We start from the raw sequence: 26,242 nt of genomic DNA on the forward strand, positions 1-26,242 counted from the left end.
AAGCAATATTATAAATACATGTTTTTGATTTTTGCCACATTCCTTTCACAAAACGTTCAAAATACCGGTAAGAAGGCAAAGGAAAAACGGCATGTTCTCTCCATTCAAAAAAATATGATACACTTAACACATAATCAGAAAAGAGGAAGATTACTATGAAATTGACACGTTTTACTGATTATTCGTTGCGAGTACTCATGTTTTTGGCCACCCGTCCGGAAGGTCAGCTGGTCCAAATCAAAACGATTTCAGCTGTTTATAATATTTCGCACAACCATTTGATGAAGGTCATTTATGAACTTGGTAAATTAGGATATATAGAAACGGTCAGGGGACGTAATGGAGGTCTGCGTCTTGCAAAAGACCCGCATGCCATTTCAATAGGAGAAGTAGTGCGTCAAACAGAGGAAGATTTCTTTGTCGTCGAATGTTTTGATCCCTCTAAGAAGGATACTTGCCTTATCAGCGATGCCTGTCGTTTGCAGGGGGTCCTCGGAAAAGCGCTGCATGCATTCCTGGAAACACTTGACCAATACTCTCTCGGCGATTTGATCATCAACAAAGATCAACTGCAAGCTCTGATGGAAGAAGTTACGTAGAGAAAGCCCCGGAAAACGTGAACGCACGATTTCCGGGGCTTTTCCTATAGAATATTCACCTTCCTACATCTCAGTACCATGTGGTTTCACAAAAAAATAACCGCCTTTTATAAAGGCGGTCCATAAATAAACAGATTAATCTTCGACTAAATCCTTTTCAGCCGTCCCTTCTTTCCGGACAGGCTGACTAGCTTTCGAGGGAAAGATTTGCTGTTCTTTCCCTAAAATACGCGCCACTCTGATGGCATCCCACAATGTCGGCAGCATCAGCAGTGACACCGGCACGGCCGTCACGACAATTGAGTTCTGAATGGCAGTAATACTCCCCGGATCGATCGCTAATAAAATAATCGACAGTACCCCGAAAAGCAGCACCCAGAATACGCGAATCCATTTTTGCGGGTTATCGTTACCGGTCAATGTGACCGCAACAGTATAGGAAATCGAATCGACTGTCGTTGCCACAAACACGAGCGTGACAATCAAGAAGCCGATGGCCAACAGCAATCCCAGCGGCATCTGATCCATGATGGCCATCACTGCTGCAGGCATGCCACCCGCGTTCAATGGCTCGGAAATGACTCCCGGATTGGTTAACTCGGCATCGATTCCGCTGCCACCGACAACGGTGAACCAGAAATTACTGATCAACGGCGCTACAATAGCGACGGCGATGATCAATTCTCTAATGGTTCTACCCCGGGAAATTCTGCTGATAAAGATGGCCATCATCGGGCCGTATCCCAGAAACCAGCCCCAGAAAAACACTGTCCAGGCACCAAGCCAGGCTTGATCTCCCTGGTATGTCGACATTGTCAGCATGTTTTGCAAATGGAAACCTTCTGCCGAAATAAACTTGTTGATAATAAACATCGTGGGACCGACAACCAGCATGAAAGCTGCCAGTACAACAGTCAAACTGACATTCATCCGGCTGAGGAACTGAATACCGCGGTCCACACCCGTTGCAACAGAAATCGCTGCTATCACGACGAGAACGGCGATAACAATGATATTCGTCACCAAGTTATTCGGCACCCCGAACAAGGAATGCAGACCATAAGTCAATTGCATGCCGAGAAAACCGATTGGTCCCATGGTGCCGGCTGCAACTGCCACAATCGAAACAATGTCGGCTATCGTGCCGACTACACTCTTTTGAAAGATTTTTTCACCAAACAGCGGGTAAAGCATCGCCCTAGGTTTCAGCGGATAGCCTTTATGATAGTGAGCATACATGAGAACGATGGTTGCCAGTGTTCCCAAAATCGCCCAAGCCATAAAGCCCCAATGCATGAAACTTTGTGCTAACGCAGGGTCGACACCTGCCATGGTCGAGGAGTTGTCTTCAAACAACGGGGGATTCGTGATAAAGTGATACATCGGTTCAGAAGCCGCCCAAAACACACCGCCGCTGGCCATCAGGGTGCATAAAATCATGGCGATCCAGCGGAAATAACTGTTTTCCGGCTTCGCTTTATTACCTAACCTTACCTTTCCATACTTGGAAACAGCCAAGCCTAAGCCAATAAGCAAATTTGCCAACAGCAGCAGCTGCCAGTAAGAACCAAAATATTTGGCAGAAACGTTGAAGGATGCTGTGATCCAGCCTCCTACCATATCTAAATCCATTAGTGATAAAAGGACAAATAAAAGCAGCAGTCCTCCACTTACGATAAAAACAGGATTATCCGTCTTGTTATTCAAACTTGTTTTTTTATCTTGTCGCACTTTTTTCCTCCTGAAAGTTAAGGAGCAAGTGCCTACAATAACGCTTCCCTCTCTCTATCTGTCATCATTGCAGACCATTGGATGGGAAATTATTCTGCTATAGAATTTATGATCATACCATTTAAAAATCGAATAATTTTCAAGTCCGAAAACCATCGGCTTGCTCTCTGAATTTTTTACTGTGTCTGAAGTGTCATTTTCATTCGATTTTTACTGCTAAAGGAAAACGGTCCACGTCCTTTCTTATTTTGCCAAAGATAATAAATATTATAGGGTTTTTTTCAAACATTCGTCAAATATTATAAACAGAACAAATAAGAAAAGCGCAAGCGCTTGTCTAAAGGAAACCTGACTAAAGGCTGGTTCCTGCCATTATTGTTCCACTGGCATTTCGTTTATTCTTTCACAGACAATTAAAAAGGGCTATCCGACAAACTCGGTATAACCCCTTGGATTGCAGAGAACCCTCGATTTCTTTCCGGTCAGAACGGGGAACAGGCCGAAGAAAGACCGTCCGACTCTTTCCGCGAAACAGAAGATATGGTTTAGTAAATTGCAGATCCTTTTTGAGAATGCAATATGCCATTAAATAGATATAGTGTTTTCCTGTTTCACCGCTTCCAGTTCCCGCTTCAAAAACCTTGCCATTTCCAGCATGCCATACTGGCCGGCTTTTGCTTCCGCTTCAGTATTATAATTGGTGTTTGTATTGACGTCGTAAGTGAAAAGCTCCCCATCTTGGTTGAAAATGAACTCAATACCAGCTACGCGTATACCATTATTCGCCAGGAAATGTTCATACCTTTCGATAATCGGCTGGTTGAAATTTTCTACAATGCGAAACTTTGTCTGATCCTCCGGTTGTTCTCCTGCCGGGCAGAACAAGTCGTCGATTGTACAGGCATCTGCAGGACATAATTCGAAGCCTTCAGACGTATCGACCTGGACAGCGTATAGAAACTTGCCGTCGATGAATTCACAGCGGGTAATATAAGGCTCGGGGGCTTGTATATATTCCTGAACCAGGGTGATGCCGTCGACCGGCTCGTCAAAATCGGGACTATCCAAGTACTCCTTCAAACCATCGATGGTATGAAACAACTGCACTCCCAACCCCTTACCAGCCCTGTTGTGTTTCGTGATGAAGGAGTCTGCATGGAGTTTGAGTTTTTCTGCCGCTTCCACAATCTGCTCCTTGCCGACTGCTGCCAGCGTTTTCGGAGTACGAATTCCCGCTTCATTCAATGCCATATACTGATTGACCTTGCTCAATTCCAGCCGGAGGGCACTGCTGCCATTGATCACCGTGCGCCCGTGTCGCTCCAGCCACGCTAAAACCGCCTCCGTCAATTCAGGGGCATACCGATGATCTCTTGTATGGGAGGAGGCACTGATCCGGCTATAAAAGATTCCTTCTGGTGGTTCTTCTGTCAAATCGACCATCCCCTGGTCCAAAAACCATTCTTCATAAGGGACATCAAGCTCCTCCAATCGTTTCGTCAGGTGCTCGGTCCATTCACTATTTTCATGGATGACATATACTTTGCTCATTCTGCCGTCTCCTCTCCTTGGTATGGTTTCAAGTTATTTCAATAACTGACGTCGTTTTTCTTCCACAAGCGGCATGACTTGCTGCGAGAAACGCTCCATTTCTTCCAGCTGGGGCGAAAACTGCAGCAATAATAAGTCCAATCCCGCTTCTTCGTATGCCGCAATCCTTTCCGCAATTTGGTCCGGTGTCCCGATTAAATTTGGACGCGAGCCCCGGTTCGAGACCGAATAATCATTAAGTTCAACTTGTTGCTCCAACTGCGATTTGCTGACAAAGTCTTGATAGCCGGCGTATCCCGCGCTATCTTTCACGTCAGTTATTCGTTTCCATTCTTCCAATGCTTCTTCCTCGGTGTCCCGGCAAATCACGTAGGCCGCCATGCCAAACGATTGGAATTCTGGCTGACTGGCTTCTTCCCGCCTTACCTTCATTTCCGCTATCTTGCTGGCAATCTCATCGACTGTGCCTCCGTGCATGACATAGGCGTCACAGGAATCGACAATTGCCTGTTTGCCACGATCGCTTTCCCCTCCCGCATATAGGGTCGGGAAAGGCTTTTGTACCGGCTTAGGAGCAAGTTTGGCATTGTTCACTTCATAATAATTGCCATGGTAAGAAAACGTTTCTTCCTGCCACATCCCTTTCAACACTTCCAGGAACTCCTCTGTCCGGTCATACCGTTCATCGTGGGCGGTAAATGCCCCACCATATTGTTTTGCTTCTTCTTCCCACCATGCCGAGACGACATTCAGTGTAAACCTGCCGTTACTGATATGGTCAATGTTCGCAGCCATTTTTGCTGCTACAGCAGGATTGTGGAACCCGGGACGGACTGCTGTCATGATTTCGATTTTCTCTGTCACTGCTGCCAGTCCGGCCGCTGTCGACCATGCTTCCAGAGAATCTGCATCGATTCCTTTTATGTCATTCAAATATAACTCAGCAATCAACGTGGTATCATAGCCCCATTTCTCTGCTGACTGTATCACTTGTTTTGCATAATCAAAGGTTGGAGGCATCAGTTCATCCTCTACATTTCGTAACCATCCGCCGAAAATCGGCAGCCAAAATCCGTACTTCATGTTATCTCTCCCCTGCCTGAATGCTGACAAATTTTGTTTCCGAATAAGATCTTATTTGAAACCAGGCGTTATAAAAAAGCCTTCTCCCAGAGAGGAAGAAGGCTTATTCGTCATTCAGCTTCTTATCTCTCAGAGTACATTCACTCTGTAGGAATTGGCACCTTCCTGAAATTTCAGTGGGTTGCCGGGCTTCATCGGGCCTGTCCCTCCGCCTCTCTTCATAAGAATCGTTATTCGGTTGAAGTAATCTTATCAAATAACTCGGGTTAATTGCAACTGGTTGATTTCCACAATTCCATTGATTTTGTTTTTCATAAAACCTATAAACTGTGAATTAACTTGAGTGAGTCCCCCTGACATCCGGCCTTTATTTAGGTTGGAGAACAGCGCTGAGGAAATACCCTGCGCTTTCCGCTGGCGGCTGGTGAGCTTCCTCGAGCTAACGCTCTGCGGGATCTCTCCGAGGCCTTTGCTCCCGCAGGAGTCTCCGGGTATTTCCTCAGCTAAGAATAGCTTCCTGTTTTTAAGCGAGTATACTAGATATATTTTTCTTCATTCAATAGCATGAAACATCTTATCAAAAGACATTTCTAGGAAAACAAGCAGAAAGCCGAGAGAAGGGGAAAAGACGAAACCCAAACTGTTTTTTATGAAAAGACGCACATATCCTGACAAGCGTTTTATTAAGAGGCTTAATGTTTGTGATAATCAGCAAACTTCTTAGCGAAGGTAGCATACGAAGACTCCAGCGGGAACAGCGCGAGCTGAAGATCCACTTGGTAAAGCGGCTTTCTTTACCAAGTTAGCTGAAGCCGTGCCCGCGGAAAGCGAAGTATGCTACCGAAGCGTTAGTTACACGCTTTTTGCATAGGCAATGGAGCTCCCCATTAAAGTTACTGCATAGTTTCTAACTCTCGAGACGAAACAATAAAGTCTGCGAAAAAGATTCTTGTTTTGGCTGCATGCGCCCAATTCGGACGGAAATTGCTAGATGTCTCTTGCCTATGCCCTGTCATACAAATCTTCCGGCAGTTGTTGCAAAAAAGCGGACATTGGACCGATCGAGAACACAGCCAGTTCATGCATCGCCCTCGTACAGGCTGTGTAAAGCAAATTCCGCTCCAGTTCCCGAGAATATTGAGAAGCCGAAGCATTATAGATAATCGCCGCATCGAACTCGATTCCTTTTGCCAGATATGCCGGAAGCACAAGCAGCCCTTTTTGGAAGGTGTGCGTTTCTTCATCCATCAGCTTTGCTTCCGTTTCTTCGCGCAATAATTGATACGCCTCCCGGCTCTCCTCCATCGTTTTGCAAATAATGGCGATTGTTTGGTGATTTGCAGCGGTATAGCCCTTTATTGTCTGCAATATTTGCTGTTTTAGTTTATGTTGATCAGACACCTGGATAATCAATGGCTTTGAACCTTCCCGGTTGAAAGGCTCAATGACATCGCCGCCTGGCATAAAGGCTTTGGTAAACTCCACAATTTGCCTGGTTGAACGATAACTTCTCGTCAGGGTGATCCGTTCGTGCTTTGCTTCCAATCGAGAAGAAAGCAGGGTTTCTTCCGTGGAGGCATGCGCATAAATCGCCTGGTTGTAATCTCCTAGAAGCGTCATCCTGCTAAGAGGGAAAACCTCTTGGAAATAAGCAAACTGGAACGGGGAGTAATCCTGGGCTTCGTCGATGAATAAATGCCTGATAGACCGATTCACCTGAAAGCCGACCAGTCGATTGTAAAAGTATAAGTATGGAGCAGCTTCTTCCCAGGTCAATTTTCTTTTCTCCAGTAACTCCAGCGATTGCCGGCAAATTTCCGGCCAATTATCCGGAAGCTTTACGCCATCGACTCCTGTCTCAGCATCAAAAAGCTTTTGAAAAGTTTTTTCCGCATGAAAGAAGCGGCGACGCTTTATCTTTTGGCGCAACGGCTGGAAGTTATCGTCAATCACCTTTTGACGAAGCAATTCCTCTTCCCGTACAAAGTCATAATAAGGGTCATCGGAGGATGCATCCTCTTCCTGCAACTGCTGGTACACCGAAAGAAAGTCTTCTTTTTCCAAAAGCTGCCCTTCTTCCAACACCCAGTCCTCCTGCAGCTGCCCCTTTGCAAACTTGTCCACTTGTTTCAAAAGCCATTTGGCGGTCGCTTCCATCCTGTTCGGGAGACTCATCGCCGGATCAAGCCTGTAAAAGTAATCAGTTATGGAATATTTATCTACAATCACCGCGCCACGGAAGGTAACGTTCCTGAATTCGATTCCACCAGCATGCAATCCTTCAATAAACTGATCCACCAACCGTTTATACTGGGCTCCCGCTTTGAACGTCATCGCGGATATCCGGGTATGATAATCGGCTTCCTGATTTGCGGCCAGGTAATATTCCACTTGGGCAAATGGCGTTTCAATGTCAAAACGACTGCCAAGACGCTGTTCCAAATATTCATGAAAGGTCGTCTGCTGCATATTTTCTTCGCCCAGTTCAGGTAAAACCGTGGATACATAACTATTGAACAACGGATTTGGAGAGAACAACACCATATTATCCGATGTTAAAACTTCCCGATAGCGATAGAGTAAATACGCGACACGTTGTAAGGCAGCCGATGTTTTGCCGCTTCCGGCAACCCCTTGGACAATCAGCAAATCGTTTTTCTCATTGCGGATGATTCGGTTTTGTTCTTTTTGGATGGTGGCAACGATGCTCTTCATCTGTGTGCTGGCATTGTTGCCGAGCACAGATTGCAATAAATGATCACCGATGGTCAATCCAGTATCAAACATCCCCTTTAACTGACTGTTCCGGATAATATATTGTCTTTTCAGCTTCATTTCGCCATTGATCGTTTCTTCCGTCGTTTGGTATGCCGCAGGTCCGGGCGGATAGTCATAATAGAGACTCGAAATCGGGGCGCGCCAGTCATAGACAAGAAACTCGTCTTCCTGTTCATCCATCAATGAAGCAATGCCCAAGTAAATTTGGTCTGCGTCCTGTTCCCCGTCTTCCAGAAAATCGATCCTTCCAAAATAAGGGGATTCCTTTAATCTGGCGAGTGTTTTCAACTGCTCACTCAATTGACCATGGCTTCTTTCCCGCTCTGATAGCAGCTCGGCCTGCTGTTTCAGGCTCGCCTGCGTTTCGATTACGTCATCCGGCTCATCCAGGTTGACGGTAACGTCTTCCCAAAAGTTTTTGCGGAGGTCCAAAACCCGGTCTTTGATTCCGCCTTTTCTTTCCTGCAACTTTTCAGCAGTTGCATCAATGATATCCAATACTTCATTCAATCGTTCTCTTTCTTGCTTCCAGTCTTTTTCGTCCAAGCCGCCACCCTCCTATCGGCATTGATCATCATATTGTCATGTAATCGCTCCTGACTTGAAGCCTAGGAAAAGGCTTTGGCCAGTAGCTCATACCCTTTTTGTTTATCGGCAAAATAGTAGTTCATCGATGCCAGCATGAACTCCTCTGTTCCGTATTCCTCACTTAACTGCAACAGTTGGCTGCGAACCGTTTCCGGCGAGCCTACCAGCATCCGCCTTCGGTTCTCCCGGACTAGCTGTATCTCATAAGGTGCAAATTGGTAACCCGCTGCTTCTTCCGGAGGAAGGATGCCTTCGCCGGTCTCTCCTCTGGCCATTTTCAACATTTGCACGTCCATGCTTTTAGCCTGCCACTCTGCTTTTTCATCTGTTTCTGCACATACCAGGAAAAATGCGGCTAATGCTTGCGGCTCTCTCTGCAATATCGATGGCTTATATCGTCGTTGATAACTTTTTACAACCGAACCGCCATGCTGTCCACTGATAAATTGAGCGAAAGCATAGGAAATCCCCTGACCCGACGCCAAGCCCGCACTGCCCCCGCTCGAGCCAAGCAGCCATAATTGCGGCGCAGTATCGATATCCGGCATTGCTTTCAATCCTCGAAAGCGGTGGGTTTCATCAGATGATCCCGATAAATAATGGACAAGGTCTTCGATTTGCTGGGGATAGCTGTCTCCTCCCCCTGGCCCCTTACCTTCCTGCAAGGCTGCCGTGGCCAGAGGGATTCCCCCGGGTGCCCGTCCGACCCCGAGGTCGATTCTCCCAGGGTGCAATGCTTCAAGCAATCGAAAGTTTTCCGCAACTTTATATGCACTGTAATGGGGCAGCATCACACCGCCGGAACCGACACGGATGGAAGACGTGTGTGCTGCGATATGGGGAAGGAACACCTCTGGACTGGAATGGGCCAGCGTTTCCAAATGATGTTCCGATATCCAAAAGCGGTGGTAACCGAGCTCTTCGGCCAGCTGGGCAAGTTTCACCGTGTTCTGCAATGCTTCCCTGGCTGATCCGCCTCGTGGAATCGGTGATTGATCCAATACACTTAGACGTACCATGGTAACTCCTCCTAAATAGAGAGTGCCTCTGCAAGCACTTCCTGGCAGCGTCTCTATCTCGATTTATTTATAATGCTTGATTATTCACTATTTTAATATGGTACATCCATAAATATGTATTTGCCAATTTCTTGCACACACGTTATCCATTTTTCTGTGTTCTGCTGGACTGAACCAGCGATGCATAATGACCGTTCTGCTTGATCAGCTCTTGGTGCGTTCCCTGTTCGGTGATTTGACCAGACTGAATCACTGCGATGATGTCAGCATTTTTCACCGTGTTAAGCCGGTGGGCAATCACAAAACTCGTTTTTCCTTTCATCAGCTGCTGGAAAGCATCATTGATTTTCATTTCCGTAATTGTATCGACACTGCTCGTCGCTTCATCCAAAATCAACAACGCAGGATCGGCAAGCATCACTCTGGCGATGGACAGCAATTGGCGCTGGCCATGACTGATGCCGGAACCATCGGCTTTCAGGACGGTATCATACCCCTTCGGAAGCTTACGGATAAATCCATCAGCATTGGCAGCTTTTGCGGCTTGCACGACCTCTTCATCCGTTGCCTTCAATCTGCCATAACGGATGTTTTCTCTGATAGTGATTTCAAACAAAATAGAATCCTGCAGGACAATACCCATGTTACGGCGCAGACTTGCCCTCATTAACTTGGAAGCATCCCGTCCATCCAATAAAATCCTGCCACCATCCGGTTGATAGAACTGGGCGAGCAACGAAATCAAAGTCGTTTTGCCTGCTCCTGTTGGTCCCACTAGCGCTACCGTCTGCCCGGGGGCCACCCGAAGGTTGATATTCGAGAGAGTCCTCTCTCCTTCCTGATAAGCAAAATCCACGGATCGGAATTCAACCGCACCATGTAACCTGTCAACAGGTTTTGCTTGCGGACCGTCCTTTTCCGGTTCTTCATCCATGATTTCGAATACCCTTTCTGCCCCTGCCACTGCAGATAGGACCACATTGTACTGATTGGCCAGGTCATTTAGCGGACGAGTGAACTGTCTTGCATACGTAGTAAAGGTTACAATGATACCGATGGAAACCAAGCCATTCACAGCAAGAATGGCACCGAAACCGACAATGATGGTGAAACTGAGATTGTTCAGAGAGTTCATCAATTTGGGAATGAAACCCGAGTATGTCTGTGCCCAATATCCTGAATCCCGGAGTCGTTCATTCTTTTCATGGAACGCTGCTGTCACCCGTTCCTCTTGGGAGAACGCTTTGATGATATGATGTCCGGACAAGGTTTCTTCCACATAACCGTTTACATCCCCCAAATCTCTTTGCTGCGCTTTAAAGTATCGCCCTGTCCTGTTAGTAATCCACCTCATCCCCCAATACATCAACGGTACGATTGTAAGGGTCAACAACGTCAACAGCGGGCTCAACCAAAGCATGATCGTAACAGTTCCACCAAGCGTCAGCACGCTCGTTGCCAGCTGAATCACGGAGGAATTCAACGTCCTGCTTACATTTTCCATGTCATTTGTCAGACGGCTCATTACTTCTCCGCTCTGTCGCTTTTGGAAAAAAGGTAACGGCAAAAGCAGTATATGACTGAATAGGTCGTTTCGCATTGTCTGTACGGTTTCCTGGGCAATCGTGATCATCCAATAATTTTGCATCCAGACTGCACCGGACTGGGCAATAAAAATCACGCCGAGCAGGATGAGCATCACGGTCAGTTGGTTGGTTTGGAAATCGGCGACCATGTGATCCACCGTTACACCAAGCAGATAGGGACCGAGCAGTGAAAGGGCAGAACTGACAACTACCATGATGAGGACAAGATAAAACAGCTTTTTTTTAGCATACATATAACGCCATATCCGTTGGAGCGTCTGCCTCATGTTTTTTATGTTCGGCTTTTGCCTCGGAGCTCCATGGTTGTGTCTGGAGGGTATTCTGGCAGGCTGCTTTCCGGATACATTACGATTCGTTCCCTGCATGCTCGAACACCCCCGCTTCTGATTGAGATTGATAGATCATACGGTAATAAGCACTTTGTTCGATAAGCTGGCGATGTGGACCGCTTGCCTCCAGCTCTCCATGTTTCAACAGCAATATTTTCTCGGCATTCTTAACGGAACTGATTTTGGAAGCGATAATAAAAACCGTACAGGACCGCCGACGAAGTGCCTGCAAAACCCGGGCCTCCGTATTGGCGTCCAATGCGCTCGTACTGTCATCCAGAATCAGGATTTTCGGTTCGCGGATCAATGCCCGGGCAAGGGAAAGGCGTTGTTTCTGTCCGCCCGAAAGATTGATCCCCCGCTGGCCGATAACCGTATCATACCCTCGCGGCAGACTCATGATGTAGTCATGGATGCTGGCATCTACCGCCGCCTGGATGATCTCCTTCTCTGACGCCTCTTCGTTACCCCATAGAAGATTCTCTTTGATGGTTCCGGAAAACAAGTGGGCCTGTTGCGGAACCATGCCGATTTGCCGACGTAGTTGCTGCATTTCAAATGATTCGATCGGCTTCCCGTCTAAAAAAATACCTCCACGGGTCACCGGAAACAGGCTCGGAATCAGTTGTGCCAAGGTCGATTTTCCAGAGCCGGTTTCCCCGATGACCCCCACCATTTCGCCTGCATCGGCTAAAAAAGATACACCTTGTAGTGCCGGCTGCTTTGCTTCTGGATAACAGAAAGAGACATTCTCAAAGGCGATTTGACCCGACATTCGATGTTCCCCCTGGTCACTTTTATCCAATTGTTCTTCAGGGGGTTCCAGCAGCACTTCCGTTATGCGTGCAGCAGAAGCCTTCCCCCGGGAAAAATTCATCAGTAAAAAAGAAAAAACGCCGAATGAACCAAGGATTCGCGTTGCATAATTCAAGATAGCGACAACTTCGCCAGGTTGAGCATCCCCTGTTTCCAGTTGAATGGACCCTAACCATAGAATCGTTATGATTCCGGCATTCATCCCCAGCATGACGATCGGCATTACTGTCTCCATTAACTGCAGTGCCCGTTTATTGGTCTCCATCAGGGATTGATTTACCTTCCGGAATCTGTCCGTCTCGAATGAATTCCGCAAAAAAGCCTTTACAAGCCGGATACCGAGCAGGTTTTCCTGAATAATGGAATTCAGTCGATCAATCTTAGCCTGGACAGAACCAAACAGCTTGACCCCCTTTGTCATCAGAAAAAGCATGACGAGCAGTAAAAAAGGCACGAATGCTGCCAAAATAAGCGCCAATTGGACATTTACGGTAAAAGCCATGATAACCCCGCCTATGATGAACAAAGGGGCTCGCAGCATAATTCGCATTGCCATAAAAATCAACGACTGAATTTGTGTAACGTCAGTAGTCAATCTCGTAATCAAGGAGGACGCCGCAAACCGTTGAATTTGCGTAACGGAAAACCGCTGAATCCGTTCGTACACATCTTTTCGCAAATCATATGCAGTTCCCTGGCTGACTTTTGAAGCAAAAAAAGAATTCAAAATGCCGGAAGCAAAGGCCAGCACCGACGTACCGAGCAGAACCGCTCCCCAAAAGCCAATCCTTCCCATATCGCGCTGCACTACCCCTGTATCGATAATCGATGCCATTATAACCGGCTGAATCAATTCGACGACTAACTCGACTGCCATCAAAAGCAAAGCCAAGACAGCAGCTGCTTTATATTTGGCTACGTATGTAACGATTTCCTTCATCCCTATTTCCCCCGTAATGTGCCGTTAGCAAAGAATGCTACTAACTATTATACGTCATTGACAAGAAGGTATGGCAGTTGAGGATTCATTTTTCGAGGTTCCATTTCCGCCACTCGAGGAAAAGCACATTGCAAATCCCTTTTTATTTGAAAGAGTATCGGCTAAAATATTTAGTGTTACGAAATATTTTGAAAGAAGTGACCCATTATCACGACACAGGAGAAAATTGCAAAAAGAAACTTGTTCATCATGTGGTTTGCCAACTTTTTCATCGGCGGCAGTATGACCATGATCCTGCCGTTTATTTCGTTATACATTGAAACGCTTGGCAATTTTTCAGATACATTTGTGCAAAACTGGTCGGGATGGACGTTTGGAATAACCTTCGTTGCCGCCTTTACCTTTTCTCCCATTTGGGGAAAAATCGGAGACCAATGCGGTAGAAAACCTATCCTGGTCGTTTCTGCTGCAGGTCTTTGTGTATCTGTTTTCGCAATGGGCTTTGTCACGACGGTTTGGCAGCTATTTCTGCTGCGGCTGTTCATGGGGGTTTTCACTGGATTTATCTCGATGTCGCAAGCGCTCATTTCCACCCAGACTCCGAAACATATCGCCGGTAAAGTACTGGGCACGTTACAGACCGGCAGCATCACCGGCAGCTTGATGGGACCATTGATCGGCGGTACGGTCGCCGATGCGCTCGGATTCGCCACAACGTTCAAAAGCATATCGATCGCTTTGCTCCTGTCGGCCTTGCTCGTATTATTCGGCGTCAAGGAACAGCGAATCGAGGAGGAAGCCGGCAGACAAGCATCTTATACAAGTAAGGAAGTCATTCTGCATATCATACGACATCCTGTCTTGTTGATCGTGATGCTTGTCTCGATGTTCGTTCAAATCGCCCACTTCAGCATTCAGCCGATTTTATCTTTGTATGTGGCAGAATTGCACGGTACTGCGAATATTGCCCTCTTTTCCGGCATCGCGTTTTCGGCGGCGGGGCTTGGCAATTTGTTGATGGCAAGGAATTGGGGGAAAATCGGCGACCGGATCGGCTATATTAAAATTTTGGTGTTTCTATTATTCATGGCCGGCATTGTCTATTTTCCGGGAGCCTTTGTCACGAATATATGGCAGTTGGTTGTATTGCGGTTCTTTCTTGGAGTGGCGATTGGCGGCATCATTCCCGTCCGCATCGCTTATATCCGGCAGGAGGCCCCGATTTCCATGCAGGGAGAAGTGCTTGGCTACAATACCAGTATCCGCTTTTTCGGCAATATGATCGGACCCGCGCTGGGAGGAATGTTGTCCGGCTTTTTCGGTTTCGCCTCCGTGTTTTTTGTCACAAGCAGCTTGCTCGTTTTAAGCGGAATCGTTTTGCTAGGTACCATGTATCGCCATCCCGCCCTGTCGGGGCATCAGTCTCATTCCCATTGACAGGGAATGATAGAAATATATCAAGAAGGTTGGCTGGGACAAACACAAGTTTGTCAAAGCAAAAACCGAGCGAATTCGAACACTTAGCAATTCGAATATCGTTCGGTTTTTTGATTTTCTATTACCTGAAAATTAACTTGGCAAATAAGATACCTTTTTAACTTTCCAATGATCGCAAACACGCCACTCCGGCAAGTTACTTCGCTTGCCGTAGCGATGACAAGCACTCCATAAGTTAAGGTTTTGTTTCAATTTCAACTCTTTATTGATCATTCGTCCATGGTGAATTGTTGAAAAATCGTATCGCGCTGATTGGAGTAAACCTGCCTGCCGGCGATCCGATTGATGATGTGCACATTGCGCTGAACGGACAAGCCCAGGTTGGTCGCACCCGCTCCATGGGAATGCTCCAAATTGGTCAAGGTGAAAAACTGGTTCGGCCGGTTCCGCTTGAAGGCAAGTCGATAATCTCTCGTCACCTTGAACCGTTTGTCATCCTCCCACTCGATCTTATCCGCTAACCGATCATGGAACCAATCAGGAATAGCTGGCTTATATCCTGTGGCAAGCACCACTTTGTCCGTGTTAAAAGAGAATGTCTTGTCCTGCTGCCATTGATGGCATGTCAATTGATAGCCATCGTGATTTTTCGTAATATCCTTTATCTCCGTCAAAGGCTGGATGGTGACCGGAATTTCCCTTCCGCCATGAGATTTTTGATAAAGTGTGTTGTAAATCTCCGCCAAGGTGTCCGGATCGATTCCCTTCCGCAGCTTGTCCAGCATACCAAGGGTTTCGGCCCGCTCCTCAAAATCCAATGCATGGAAATAATCGACATAATCAGGGGAAAAGAACTCCTGTCCCAGCTTGGCCTGCTCCAGTTGAAACAAACCGGGAGAGCGGGTGAACAAAGCCAGATGGCAGCCTATTCTAGCCTGTTCCTTTAATAAATCGAGAAAGACTTCCGCTGCACTCTGTCCCGATCCAACAATCGTAATACATTCCGCACCGAGCAGATTGTCTTTTTCCGCCAAATAGCGGCTGGTATGGACAATATCGCCAGCCGGCATTCCTTCAAGCGGCTTTGGTACGGATGGTTTACTTCCGGTGCCCATTACGACATGGCGCGCATGGTGACTGGTGCGCGTTCCATTGCCAATATCCTCCACGATCAGTTCGTAATAAGGAACCTCTGCTTCCTGATGATCCAGGATGTCGACGACCCGTGACTGAAAATGAAGATTATCGAGCTTTTGTATCGCCCATTTTAAATAGTCATTGTACTCATTCCGTGGAACCTCGAACTTTTTAAAGAAATAAAATTGGTACAGCCGATTGCGTTCATGAAGGAAGTTCAAATAACTGAATCGGTTTGTCGGGTCCGCGAATGTCACCAAATCGGCTAAAAACGGGACTTGTAAATCCATTTCTTCGATCAACATGCCTGGATGCCAGGCAAATTCTGGCGATTCATCAAAAAAAGCGGCTTCCAATTCCGGCACATTATCGAGCAACGCCGCAAGTCCGAGGTTATAAGGACCAAGACCTATACCGATTACATCCTTTATATTCTTCATTGGTTTGCAAACACATCCTTGCAAAAATTTAATTAATATTAGCGTCCCCCATGGTCGGTTATTTTACGCTGCATGACTCTTCTCCGTTTCTCTCCAGGACTGCTCCAACACAATGACCAAAATGGTTCCGACCAGCAGTCCATTGCTCGCCAGGTTTTGAATCAGTACCGGGAGCTCAGCGAATACCTCCATCGGTAAAAACATACAGCCAATCCCGAATAGATAGGAGACACCGATGATGGTCAACCGTCTGGAATCAAGCGGCTCGCTGGCGACATTGCTGAGGCCGAGTCCCATCAGCTGTACGAATGTCGCCAGGATGGCTGCATTGGCTATCGGTGCAGGGATACCAGAAATCCAGGCCACGATAGGCGGGAAGAACGCAATGATGATCAATAAGCCGGAAGCGAGCAAAAACGGCCGTTTCCGCGTTTGTCCGGTCATTTTGATAAATCCAGCCGACGTCGCAAGCGGCACGTTTGCAATTGCCGAAAACATCCCCACCAATCCATGATTGACTCCGAGGACGGTGCTGCCTCTATTGATTTGACTGCTGGAATAAGATGCTTTTCCATATACCGACTGGCTCGTCGCCACCACGGAAGCCACCACGTTCGATAGCAAGATGACAGCTGTGATGAAAGCGATTGGCAAGACTCCCCAATCCATGTTCGGGGCTCCCCAGGCAAACCATTCCGGTACGGAAAATCCAGCCACATCCGGTGTCCGGGAAGAGTCATTCCCCACGAATATGCTGTAGGAAATCCAACCGATTACAATCCCGATCAGTACGGCGTAATTGCCAAGCCAGCCTTTGCCGAATATCGAAAGGCCCAACACGATAAAGAAAGTGAGAAATGCCAGCACTGCTTCTGTTCCGTGAATCGCTTCTACTTCTTGTTGAATCCCAAGCATTCCCTCCAGAAACGTACCGCTCAATTGGATTGTCAGGAGGAACAAAAACGAACCTGTTACAAGCGGTGTAAACAACGGCAGCAGCTTTTCGGCAAGGCGGAAGACACCAAAAAGGACCAGAAAGCCACCGGTGAACAGCATTGCTGTCTCTACTGATTGCAATGTCTCTCCCGTACTCATCCCTTGCTGGGCCCCGGTGACCGCCATCACGGAAAAAATACTGATCCACAGCCCCGCAGGACCTTCCATGATGGGCAATCGATGGCCGAGCAGGCCCTGCAATAGCGAGGCAGCTCCAACAATAAAAAAAGTGCGCTGCATTAAGCCGGCGACTTCGGTAAAGTTCATTTCATAAAGAGAGCCGATGACAATCGGCAAGGCAACCGAGCTTGCCAACAAGAAGATGAACCATTGCAATGTCTCAAGCCCGGTTTTGGAAATCGATGTATTGGAAGAATCCATGCAAATCTACGCTCCTGTAGCCAAAAATGGTTTTTATCTTATCTATCATAATAGGAAAAAGCCGCTATCGTCTATTATAGCGGCTTTGCCATATCACTTTTTAATTGAACAACCCTTTGATTCCTTCGATCAACCGGTTAAAGAAATCGGCCACTCCCTGCCAGAAACCTTCATCGCCGGCAACCTCATCAAGCTTTGAACGGATATCACTGGCGATGTCATCAAGCTGGCTGCGCACATTGTCAAAATCGATGTTGATATTGCGCATTTTCTCGAAGAGATTCGTGAGCATTTGCCTGTCCTCTTCACTCAACTCGATATTCATTTTATCCAGCTGCTCCTGGACGATTTGCTCTACCTCTTCCTTGGTTGCAGGGTTTTGCTCCGCGATTTGCTGCTTGATTTGGGTGAGCAAATCACTTACTTTTTCCTGGTCCATTCCTTCCTTGTCAGCAAGGTCGGTCGCAACATCCAATTCTTCATTGGCTACTTCCATGCGATCTTTATCGAGCGATTCGCCTTCCACGTTGAACGCTTTGTAAATACCAGTGAGCGCCGAATGGCCTGTAACTTTCACCGGGGAAGCGACATCTACTACCGCATTTTCCACTCCGGCAGTCAGCAAGGCATTTGCATACATCTCATTGGTGACCTGGGTGATATTTTCAGAATTGACGACATTGATCACTAATCCGCTTCCTTCTTCCGTACGGGTGATTTTCGCTGAGGAATACATCCGGGAATTCGGATCACCATCGATGTAATTGACCAGATCCTCAGCCGTCACAGTGTATTCGTCCACCGATTCAGGATCCTCCACATCGAGGAGATTTCGCACTTTATCTTTTTGGGCTTCTGTCAATGTTTCTCCATACACAACCCGGGGAACGCCCAATTTTTCATTGATGACATCCCCGCTTTCTTTATCATTGCCGTCACTGGCGAATACGGTGGTGGCTGTACTGACAAATCCTATGACTAACATCAAAATGAACGATATTTTTAACCATTTTTTCATTGTGTTAACGTCTCCTTTTTTCAAAGCGAGTGATAATGGTTGTCCCATTATTATTATTATGCTGGTTTTCTCATAATATGGGAAGTTATTTTTGAGAAGTTATTGGAACAAACACACCCCAACTTTATCAGTCTCTCTGCAGAAAGGAATCGGCCTAAAGGCGTATTTTTCTCGGAGTCTGCTCCCTAAAGCAAGGGGGAGTATAAATGCCAGCCAGTCTTGATGGAAGGTCAAAGAATATAAAGGATCCTGGGACAGAAGCATCGTGACCAAAATGAAAACCGAACGATTCGTTCGGTTTTTTGATGAGCAAAAAGCTAATCGTTTTTCCTTATGTCACCTTGTCTTTATCATGCGGAAATCAGATGGAGCGGAGGCAAGATACGGAGAATCCTACCGGAACAGCACGAGCTGAAAATCCCGCAGGAAAGGAGGCCACTGAAAAAGTCCTTTCTAAACCAAAAGAGCTGTTAAAGGTTGTTGTTGATGCTCACGCGGGCTCTGCCCGAGGAGGCTTGCCACTCCCCCTCGGAAAGCGGAGGGTATTCGGGCTACGGGCTAATGACAAACTCTATAAGGCGGCATTTTGCTCGGTTTTTACTTTAGTGGCCATGGTTTTGTCCTGGTCCCCTCCATTTTATTCCCTTACCGCCAATACATCCATCTCGATGCGGACATCTTTCGGAAGCCTGCTTACCTCCACGGTGGCTCTCGCTGGATATGGTTTGCTTAAATAGCCGGCATATTCTTCATTCACTGTTGCAAAATCATCCATCGAAGCAAGATAAATCGTAAACTTGGCGACGTTGGCAAACGTCAGGTCTGCCTCTTCCAGCACTGCCTGGAGATTTTTCATCACCTGGTTGGTTTGCTGCTCGATCCCTTCAACCACTTCACCTGTAGCTGGATCGATCGGAATCTGGCCGGATACAAACACAAACCCTCCCGCTTCGATAGCCTGAGAATAAGGACCAATTGCCTGTGGAGCGGCTTTTGTTTGGATTTCTTTTCTGTTCATCAGCTTTCTCCTCCCATGTTTCTGATTCTTTTTCTATTTCCAGTCTATCATATACGAGTCCTCTCAATAAGCTTTATAGAACCTGCATGTTACAATAGGGAAAACAAATGGAGCAGCGAGGAGGATATGTTATGGATAAAATCAATGTCGGCCTTGTCGGTTATGGATTTTCAGGAGCAGTGTTTCACGCTCCGCTGCTAAAGGTATCTGAACAGTTCGCTATCACCAAAGTAATGACTTCCCGTCTTGAGGAAGTGGCAAAAGACCTGGGAGAAGTAGAAGTTGTCGATGATTTAGAGGACATTCTCCATGATAGGACGATAGATTTGGTTGTCATCACCACCCCCAATCAATTTCATTTCGACATGGCCAAGCGAAGTTTGACAGCAGGTAAACATGTGGTACTGGAAAAACCGATGGTGCTCACCAGCAAAGAAGCAGAAGCACTTATCGAGTTGGCAAACCAGAAAGACCTTGTGCTCAGTGTTTACCAAAACAGGCGCTGGGACAGCGACTTTTTGACCCTCCAAGAATTAGTCCAGAACGAGAATCTGGGATCCATCAACACGTACGTCGCTCATTTCGACCGATTCAATCCGCAACCGAACCAACAATGGCGGGAACACCGGCAAAAAGGTTCCGGTATGCTCTATGATTTAGGCTCGCATCTGATCGATCAAGCCTTGTATTTATTTGGCGAACCGCAGGAAGTGTTTTGTGACCTTTGGAACCAGCGGGAAGCTTCGCTGGTAGATGACTATTTTCATATCATCCTGGGTTACCAGCGCATGCGCGTGATTCTGCATTGCGGATCGATCGTCAAGCAGCAGGGACCGAAATTCATGGTCCACGGCAGCAAAGGGAGCTTTATCAAGTATGGGATCGATGGACAGGAAGCTGCCCTGAGTGAAGGACAATTACCAGATCAAGGAGATTGGGGTGCCGATGAACCGGAATTCTACGGAAAGCTGTATGTAAACGAAGTTGGACAAGAGATGGAAAAAACGATTAAATCCGTTCCAGGCAATTATCCTGCTTATTATCAGGGGATTTATGATTGCATCCGGCATGGCGCTGAAAATCCGGTTCCGGCAGAAGATGGATTGCGAACCATCAAGATCATCGAAACCGCAGTAAAAAGCAGCAAAGAGAAGGCAGTAATACGGCTTTACTAAAACACTTCTCATTGAGACGTGTCACAGTTTAAATCTCCAAGTTTTCAGGAACTGGCTGGATGGAAGATGGAATAAGTTGAAAATGCTTATATCTCTACTCCGATTGCCAGAATCGTTAAGGAATAAGCTTTATCCGATATCCGTCTGATACAGAAAGCACACGATTAGAGCGGGAGGAAAGATATTGGCGAGACCCCGCAGAGGATAGTTCGGGGAAAATCATCAACAGTCCGCGGAAAGCGTAGTGTGTTTCTGCAGCGAAACGCCAAATATGCTCTGTCCGGGTTATCCCGACAGGATGCTATTGCTTAATGTATCTTTTTCTAATATACCAAAAAGAGAAAAGGAGATTCGTCATGAAGAAGACTTTTCAAGTGAAAACAAGCAACCACTCACAGATGATCGATATCACCGATGAATTGGAAGCCTGGATTAGACAGGAAAATGTCGATGAGGGGATACTCATTGTTTCCTCTTTGCATACCACTGCAGGAGTCACCGTGAACGAAAATGCTGATCCTGATGTGAAAACAGACTTTTTAATGCGTCTCGACGAGGTATTTCCTTGGGAACACCCGAAAGACAGGCATGCAGAAGGCAACACGGCCTCTCACTTGAAAACGAGCACGGTCGGCCATGCCCAAACCCTGATTATATCCAACGGCAAACTTGAGTTGGGCACATGGCAGGGTGTTTACTTCTGTGAATTCGACGGCCCGCGCAGCCGGAAATACTTGGGTAAAATCATTGAGGGATAAACGGGAAAGGAGCTGCATATGATTTGGCAGCTCCTTTTCTTACCCCCTTTTTTTCAACTCTTCGATTGTCTTACTTAAATCGGCATGGATGACAAACTCAAACTGATCATCCATCGCTGTCGGTTCCCGATTGATCAATCCGGATGGTTTCCGTCCATCCCATGCGTATATCGGCAACAGGTTGAATGGAGATACGAGCAGGGAAGTGCCCATTACCAGTAACAGATCTGCCTGTCGTACAGCTGCTTCCGCTTCCTCATGCTTGGTGATCGGATCACCAAATAAAACGATATCCGGTTTCAATATATCGCCACATCCAGCCTGTGTGCAGCCTGGAACTTGTTCGGTCATTATATGCTCCAATGGGTACTGCGTTCCGCAAGCAGGACAAGTTGCTGTATTTAGATTGCCGTGGTATTCAATCACATGGTGATTCCCTGCAGTGGAATGCAAGCCGTCAACATTTTGGGTGACTACTGAAACTTGCTTGCCCTTCTGTTCCATTTCCCGCAAATACAGATGAACATGGTTTGGGGCGTAATTCTTCAGGAGCTTCAGTCGGAAGATTTCCTTGTACTTGTTCCAGAAATCTTCGGGATTATGTTGAAAGTACTCACGCGACATATAGTATTCCCGTGATTGGTCTTCCCGCCATATTCCGTTGGCAGACCGGAAATCAGGAATTCCGCTCGCCGTGGACACACCTGCACCAGTCAAGACTGCAATCGCATTGGCGTTATCTATTTCGGCTGCCAGTTTTTTCACTTGTGGATCCAAGAGAATGACCCCTTTTCTTCGATGTTATGGCATTATCTTATAACTAATACCGGTTTTATGTAAATAAAAGGGCCTCTTTGTTTATTTGGATTTATTTTTGCTGATCATATCCAACGCTACTGCAGCTAAAAGCACCAATCCTTTTATCGCCTGCTGCCAGTCAATTCCGATTCCCAAAATCGACATGCCATTATTCAAAACACCCATAATCAGCGCTCCGATGACTGCCCCTATAACGGTCCCTACACCTCCTGCGAGGGATGCACCGCCAATGACCGCAGCAGCAATGGCATCGAGTTCAAATAAATTGCCGGCCTGAGGAGTTGCTGCGTTCAATCGACCCGCAAAAATCAATCCGGCCAACGCGGAAAGAACCCCCATGTTGACAAATACCCAAAAGGTCACTTTTTTCGTCTTGATACCCGATAACTGGGCAGCGTGCGTATTGCCGCCTACAGCATAGATATGACGACCTGTCGTTGTATTGTTCATATAATAGCTATAGCCGATAATCAGCAATAGAAGAATTAACAATACATTGGGCATCCCGGCATACAAAGCCAGAACATAAGAAAAAATTAGAATTATTATAGAAATAGCTATCAATTTACCAAGAAACAAAGGGAAACTGATAATGTTGTAGTTATACTTAATATAGTCTCTCCTCAACTTCACTTCGTTGAACAGATAGACAACCACTGCCAATCCACCCAATAGCAAAGTCAAAATGTGTAAATTCCCTCCACCGAACAGATCCGGGAGAAAGTCTGAGCTTATTGTACTGAACCCTTCTGGAAAAGGGGACAACGTCCTTCCGCCCAATACAATCAAAGTTAATCCTCTGAAAATCAACATTCCTGCCAATGTCACAATAAAAGCCGGCACATTGACGAATGCGACCCAGAAACCTTGCCAGGCCCCGATGAGAGCTCCCACCACAAGCGAAAGAATGACTGCAACAGTTACAGACATATCGAGATTGATCATAAAATAAGCAGAAATCGCACCGATAAATGCAGCTACCGAACCAACAGATAAATCAATTTCTCCGGTGATGATGATTAACGTCATCCCGATGGCCAGTACGATGATATAACTGTTCTGCATGACGATATTAGTTATGTTCAAAGGAGTAAGCAATATACCGTCTGTAAGTATTTGGAATAAAATCGCAATGCCAATTAATGCAATCACCATTCCGAATCTTCTTATATTCTGTGAAAATACCTCTTTTACCTCTCCCATTGTCAAGACCTCCTGCTACGAGTCATATAAGTCATTAATTTTTCCTGGTCTGCGTCTTTTCTATTGACCTCCCCGCTGATTGCCCCTTCTGCCAACGTATAAATCCTGTCACACATACCCAATAATTCAGGGAGTTCAGAGGAGATCATTAAAATACCTTTTCCTTCTGAAGCTAGATCGTTGATTTTTTTGTATATCTCATTTTTGGCCCCTACATCTATCCCTCTAGTAGGCTCATCTAGGATCAGCACATCTGGATCGGTAAAAATCCACTTCCCAAGCACAACCTTTTGTTGGTTGCCACCGCTTAGATTCACTGTCTTCTGTTCAATGGTAGGCGTTTTAATATTCATCGACGCTTTTAAACTCTCAGCTTGCTCGACCTCTTCATGTTTATGAAGAATCCAGTGGTTGGAAATCTTGTTTAAATTGGCCAGCGTCAGGTTTTCTCTTACACTATCATTCAGTATCAAACCATACTTTTTGCGGTCTTCCGATACATAAGCCATGCCCTGCTCAATCGCCTGGTTCACATTGTCTATTTTAATCTCCTGACCATTTTTAAAAATTCGGCCGCTTATATTCCGTCCGTAAGACTTCCCAAATATGCTCATCGCCAACTCCGTTCTGCCTGCCCCCATTAAACCAGCTATTCCGACAATCTCCCCTTTTTTAATAGAAAAACTGGCATTATGGATAATTTGGTGCTGAGGGTTTTCCGGACTGTAGACATTCCATTCCTGAATCTCCAGTACGGTATCCCCAATCGGGGAGATGCGTTCAGGATAAAGATCATCCATATCGCGTCCTACCATCCCTTTGATGATACGTTGTTCCGTCACTCCGTCCTTTTCCATTGAAAGGGTTTCGATTGTCTTCCCGTCCCGAAGAATGGTGATGCTGTCTACAACAGCCATCAATTCATTCAGTTTATGGGAAATCAGTATCGAAGTAATACCTTGATTTTTGAATTCAACCAAAAGGTTCAGGAGATTCTCACTGTCTTCCTCATTCAAGGCTGCTGTTGGCTCATCGAGAATAAGCAGTTTTACTTCTTTTGAGAGTGCCTTGGCTATTTCCACAAGCTGTTGTTTTCCTACACCTATATGTTTGATCAACGTTTGGGGGTTGATAGCTAAACCTACTTTGTCAAGCAACGCTCTGGTCTTCTCAATTGTTTCCGGCCAATTGATGACACCTTTGGTCGATTGCTCGTTCCCTAAGAACACATTTTCAGCTATCGACAGTTCCGGAATTAAAGCCAGCTCCTGGTGTATGATTACGATTCCCAATTCCTCACTCTCGTTGATGTTCTTGAACTCGCATTTCTGGCCTTGAAAAAAAATATCGCCAGAATAACTATTGGAAGGATGAACACCGCTGAGTACCTTCATCAGCGTAGACTTTCCTGCACCATTCTCTCCTACCAATGCATGGATTTCCCCTTGCTCCACTTCCAGGTTTACATTATCGAGCGCTTTTACGCCCGGGAATGTTTTTGTAATATTTTTCATCGATAATATTGTCGCCATCTGATTGATCACTCCTGCAAAAAGGATATAGATGACTCGGTTAACAACCGAATCATCTATGTATCAGATCTACTTTAAATCTTCCTCTGAGTAGTATCCTGTTTCGATAAGTTCTTCTTCGTAGTTCGAAGCATCTACAGAAACCGGTTCAACAAGATAAGAAGGGACGACTTTCTTTCCGTTATCATAGGTTTCCGTATCATTCACCTCGGGCTCTTCCCCTTTTAATACGGCGTCGGCCATTGCAACCGCTTGTTCGGCCAAAGTACGTGTATCTTTAAAAATTGTTTGCGTCTGTTCTCCTGCAATGATCGACTTTATTGAGGCACTTTCAGCATCTTGTCCAGTTATCACCGGAAGCGGCTTGTCGTCGGAACCATATCCGACTGCTTTCAAAGAAGAGATAACCCCAATACTTATTCCATCATAAGGAGAATAAACAGCATCCAGTTTTTTATTTGAATAATGAGCGCTGAGGATGTTGTCCATACGTTCCTGTGCCTCTGAACCACTCCACCTTAAAGTTGCCGCTTGATTAAAATCGGTTTGACCACTTGGAACTTCCAGCTTCCCTTCATCCATGTAGGGTTGAAGCACCGACATCGCCCCATCCCAGAAGAAATAAGCGTTGTTATCGTCCGGAGACCCTGCGAATAACTCTATATTGAATGGTCCCTTTTCACCGTCAGCAAGGCCTAATTTATCCTCTAGATACTCTCCTTGCAGCACACCCACTTGAAAGTTGTCAAAGGTCGCATAGTAGCTTACATGTTCGCTATTCATGATTAATCGATCATACGCGATAACCGGAATATCAGAACGTTGAGCCTGATCCAGGACATCCGTCAGGGCCTCTCCATCAATAGAAGCGATAACTAACAGGTCTACTCCTTTCGTAATCATATTTTCAATTTGGGACACCTGATTTTCCACTACATCTTCTGCATATTGCAAATCCGTTTCATACCCTAACTCTTCAAACTGCTCCACCATATTATCGCCATCGCGCACCCATCTCTCCGATGACTTTGTCGGCATGGCAATTCCTACGGTTTTATCGCCTTCCCCCTGTCCGCCTGCCTGACCACTGTTTCCGCAAGCACTCAAGATAAGCGTAAACACAATGACTACTAGTGCACAGCATTTTTTCATGCTTCTCCCCCTCGCCTTTCTCAACGAATTTTTTAGATAGCGCTTTCAACAACGAGTCCACTTGTTTATCAAGCGTCACCTAAGTTGTACGTACGATTATTATAAAATAAGCGCTTTCATTATGCAATGACTTTT

19 protein-coding genes and 1 riboswitch are annotated in these 26,242 nt (G+C 46.2%); of the genes, 4 read left to right on the forward strand and 15 right to left on the reverse strand.

The features are described 5' to 3' along the window. Nucleotides 1-155: 155 nt before the first annotated feature. Nucleotides 156-599: an RrF2 family transcriptional regulator gene (locus F6X55_RS12720; RefSeq protein WP_026568732.1), complete on the forward strand. Its 444-nt coding sequence runs from the start codon at nt 156-158 to the stop codon at nt 597-599. Between the two features lie 135 nt (nt 600-734). Here the strand turns inward: F6X55_RS12720 and F6X55_RS12725 are convergent, their stop codons facing one another. The 7 genes from F6X55_RS12725 to F6X55_RS12755 form a co-directional block, all read right to left on the reverse strand. Continuing rightward, complete coding sequence (locus F6X55_RS12725) at nt 735-2,330, reverse strand: BCCT family transporter (protein ID WP_272914947.1); 1,596 nt, start codon at nt 2,328-2,330, stop codon at nt 735-737. Nucleotides 2,331-2,915: 585 nt separating this feature from the next. Next, complete coding sequence (locus F6X55_RS12730) at nt 2,916-3,881, reverse strand: ATP-grasp domain-containing protein (protein ID WP_153463768.1); 966 nt, start codon at nt 3,879-3,881, stop codon at nt 2,916-2,918. A 33-nt stretch (nt 3,882-3,914) separates the two neighbouring features. Then, nucleotides 3,915-4,964, reverse strand: a complete 1,050-nt coding sequence (locus F6X55_RS12735; RefSeq protein ID WP_153463771.1) for an LLM class flavin-dependent oxidoreductase — start codon at nt 4,962-4,964, stop codon at nt 3,915-3,917. Between the two features lie 119 nt (nt 4,965-5,083). Further along, a riboswitch (SAM riboswitch) is annotated at nt 5,084-5,191 on the reverse strand. Nucleotides 5,192-5,966: 775 nt separating this feature from the next. Beyond that, a complete protein-coding gene (helD, locus tag F6X55_RS12740; protein ID WP_026771959.1) occupies nt 5,967-8,288 on the reverse strand; it encodes an RNA polymerase recycling motor HelD in 2,322 nt (773 codons plus the stop codon). 62 nt (nt 8,289-8,350) lie between these two features. Continuing rightward, a complete protein-coding gene (locus tag F6X55_RS12745) occupies nt 8,351-9,349 on the reverse strand; it encodes an LLM class flavin-dependent oxidoreductase (RefSeq protein WP_026771960.1) in 999 nt (332 codons plus the stop codon). Nucleotides 9,350-9,491: 142 nt separating this feature from the next. Beyond that, the gene (locus tag F6X55_RS12750) at nt 9,492-11,321 is read right to left on the reverse strand and encodes an ABC transporter ATP-binding protein (RefSeq protein ID WP_153463774.1); all 1,830 of its coding nucleotides are present in this window, start codon (nt 11,319-11,321) and stop codon (nt 9,492-9,494) included. Beyond that, nucleotides 11,302-13,041 carry an ABC transporter ATP-binding protein gene (locus F6X55_RS12755; RefSeq protein WP_153463777.1) on the reverse strand — a complete coding sequence of 580 codons (1,740 nt, stop codon included), beginning with the start codon at nt 13,039-13,041 and terminating at the stop codon, nt 11,302-11,304. The genes F6X55_RS12750 and F6X55_RS12755 overlap by 20 nt, the downstream gene beginning before the upstream one ends. A 249-nt stretch (nt 13,042-13,290) precedes the next feature. On the opposite strand from F6X55_RS12755, the gene F6X55_RS12760 reads away from it, so the two are divergent. Further along, entirely contained in the window at nt 13,291-14,478 is a 1,188-nt protein-coding gene (locus F6X55_RS12760; RefSeq protein WP_153463780.1) for an MFS transporter, read from the forward strand. A 269-nt stretch (nt 14,479-14,747) separates the two neighbouring features. Here the strand turns inward: F6X55_RS12760 and F6X55_RS12765 are convergent, their stop codons facing one another. The 4 genes from F6X55_RS12765 to F6X55_RS12780 all read right to left on the reverse strand — a co-directional run bounded on the left by F6X55_RS12765 (nt 14,748) and on the right by F6X55_RS12780 (nt 19,468). Then, a complete protein-coding gene (locus tag F6X55_RS12765; protein WP_153463782.1) occupies nt 14,748-16,055 on the reverse strand; it encodes a lysine N(6)-hydroxylase/L-ornithine N(5)-oxygenase family protein in 1,308 nt (435 codons plus the stop codon). A gap of 63 nt (nt 16,056-16,118) precedes the next feature. Then, nucleotides 16,119-17,432 (reverse strand): purine/pyrimidine permease, encoded by a 1,314-nt coding sequence (locus F6X55_RS12770; RefSeq protein WP_026568742.1) that lies wholly within the window; start codon nt 17,430-17,432, stop codon nt 16,119-16,121. 100 nt (nt 17,433-17,532) lie between these two features. Continuing rightward, nucleotides 17,533-18,450 carry a DUF1002 domain-containing protein gene (locus F6X55_RS12775; RefSeq protein ID WP_026771964.1) on the reverse strand — a complete coding sequence of 306 codons (918 nt, stop codon included), beginning with the start codon at nt 18,448-18,450 and terminating at the stop codon, nt 17,533-17,535. Nucleotides 18,451-19,087: 637 nt separating this feature from the next. Then, a complete protein-coding gene (locus F6X55_RS12780) occupies nt 19,088-19,468 on the reverse strand; it encodes a RidA family protein (RefSeq protein WP_026568744.1) in 381 nt (126 codons plus the stop codon). Between the two features lie 131 nt (nt 19,469-19,599). Between F6X55_RS12780 and F6X55_RS12785 the strand changes: the two genes are divergently transcribed. Then, nucleotides 19,600-20,643: an oxidoreductase gene (locus F6X55_RS12785; RefSeq protein ID WP_026568745.1), complete on the forward strand. Its 1,044-nt coding sequence runs from the start codon at nt 19,600-19,602 to the stop codon at nt 20,641-20,643. 356 nt (nt 20,644-20,999) lie between these two features. Next, the gene (locus tag F6X55_RS12790) at nt 21,000-21,401 is read left to right on the forward strand and encodes a secondary thiamine-phosphate synthase enzyme YjbQ (protein ID WP_153463785.1); all 402 of its coding nucleotides are present in this window, start codon (nt 21,000-21,002) and stop codon (nt 21,399-21,401) included. 39 nt (nt 21,402-21,440) lie between these two features. Here F6X55_RS12790 and F6X55_RS12795 read toward each other — a convergent pair whose 3' ends face one another. The 4 genes from F6X55_RS12795 to chvE all read right to left on the reverse strand — a co-directional run bounded on the left by F6X55_RS12795 (nt 21,441) and on the right by chvE (nt 26,107). Beyond that, on the reverse strand, nt 21,441-22,178 hold the full coding sequence (locus tag F6X55_RS12795) for an NAD-dependent protein deacylase (RefSeq protein WP_153463788.1): 738 nt from the start codon (nt 22,176-22,178) through the stop codon (nt 21,441-21,443). Between the two features lie 81 nt (nt 22,179-22,259). Next, nucleotides 22,260-23,423, reverse strand: coding sequence for a multiple monosaccharide ABC transporter permease (gene mmsB / locus F6X55_RS12800; protein WP_153463791.1), 1,164 nt, complete (start codon nt 23,421-23,423; stop codon nt 22,260-22,262). 2 nt (nt 23,424-23,425) lie between these two features. Continuing rightward, nucleotides 23,426-24,955 (reverse strand): multiple monosaccharide ABC transporter ATP-binding protein, encoded by a 1,530-nt coding sequence (gene mmsA, locus F6X55_RS12805; RefSeq protein ID WP_035426381.1) that lies wholly within the window; start codon nt 24,953-24,955, stop codon nt 23,426-23,428. 69 nt (nt 24,956-25,024) lie between these two features. Then, nucleotides 25,025-26,107, reverse strand: a complete 1,083-nt coding sequence (chvE, locus tag F6X55_RS12810; RefSeq protein WP_026568749.1) for a multiple monosaccharide ABC transporter substrate-binding protein — start codon at nt 26,105-26,107, stop codon at nt 25,025-25,027. Nucleotides 26,108-26,242: the final 135 nt, after the last annotated feature.

Source organism: Sediminibacillus terrae, assembly GCF_009602435.1.
Taxonomy (GTDB): Bacteria; Bacillota; Bacilli; order Bacillales; family Amphibacillaceae; genus Sediminibacillus; species Sediminibacillus terrae.

Bases quoted from the DNA above. Each gene is read 5' to 3' on its own strand.
- F6X55_RS12720 (WP_026568732.1), top strand. From the start codon at position 156: ATGAAATTGACACGTTTTACTGATTATTCGTTGCGAGTACTCATGTTT.
- F6X55_RS12730 (WP_153463768.1), bottom strand. From the start codon at position 3,881: ATGAGCAAAGTATATGTCATCCATGAAAATAGTGAATGGACCGAGCAC.
- F6X55_RS12735 (WP_153463771.1), bottom strand. From the start codon at position 4,964: ATGAAGTACGGATTTTGGCTGCCGATTTTCGGCGGATGGTTACGAAAT.
- F6X55_RS12745 (WP_026771960.1), bottom strand. From the start codon at position 9,349: ATGGTACGTCTAAGTGTATTGGATCAATCACCGATTCCACGAGGCGGA.
- F6X55_RS12750 (WP_153463774.1), bottom strand. From the start codon at position 11,321: ATGCAGGGAACGAATCGTAATGTATCCGGAAAGCAGCCTGCCAGAATA.
- F6X55_RS12755 (WP_153463777.1), bottom strand. From the start codon at position 13,041: ATGAAGGAAATCGTTACATACGTAGCCAAATATAAAGCAGCTGCTGTC.
- F6X55_RS12760 (WP_153463780.1), top strand. From the start codon at position 13,291: ATGTGGTTTGCCAACTTTTTCATCGGCGGCAGTATGACCATGATCCTG.
- F6X55_RS12765 (WP_153463782.1), bottom strand. From the start codon at position 16,055: ATGAAGAATATAAAGGATGTAATCGGTATAGGTCTTGGTCCTTATAAC.
- F6X55_RS12770 (WP_026568742.1), bottom strand. From the start codon at position 17,432: ATGGATTCTTCCAATACATCGATTTCCAAAACCGGGCTTGAGACATTG.
- F6X55_RS12775 (WP_026771964.1), bottom strand. From the start codon at position 18,450: ATGAAAAAATGGTTAAAAATATCGTTCATTTTGATGTTAGTCATAGGA.
- F6X55_RS12780 (WP_026568744.1), bottom strand. From the start codon at position 19,468: ATGAACAGAAAAGAAATCCAAACAAAAGCCGCTCCACAGGCAATTGGT.
- F6X55_RS12785 (WP_026568745.1), top strand. From the start codon at position 19,600: ATGGATAAAATCAATGTCGGCCTTGTCGGTTATGGATTTTCAGGAGCA.
- F6X55_RS12790 (WP_153463785.1), top strand. From the start codon at position 21,000: ATGAAGAAGACTTTTCAAGTGAAAACAAGCAACCACTCACAGATGATC.
- mmsB (WP_153463791.1), bottom strand. From the start codon at position 23,423: ATGGGAGAGGTAAAAGAGGTATTTTCACAGAATATAAGAAGATTCGGA.
- mmsA (WP_035426381.1), bottom strand. From the start codon at position 24,955: ATGGCGACAATATTATCGATGAAAAATATTACAAAAACATTCCCGGGC.
- chvE (WP_026568749.1), bottom strand. From the start codon at position 26,107: ATGAAAAAATGCTGTGCACTAGTAGTCATTGTGTTTACGCTTATCTTG.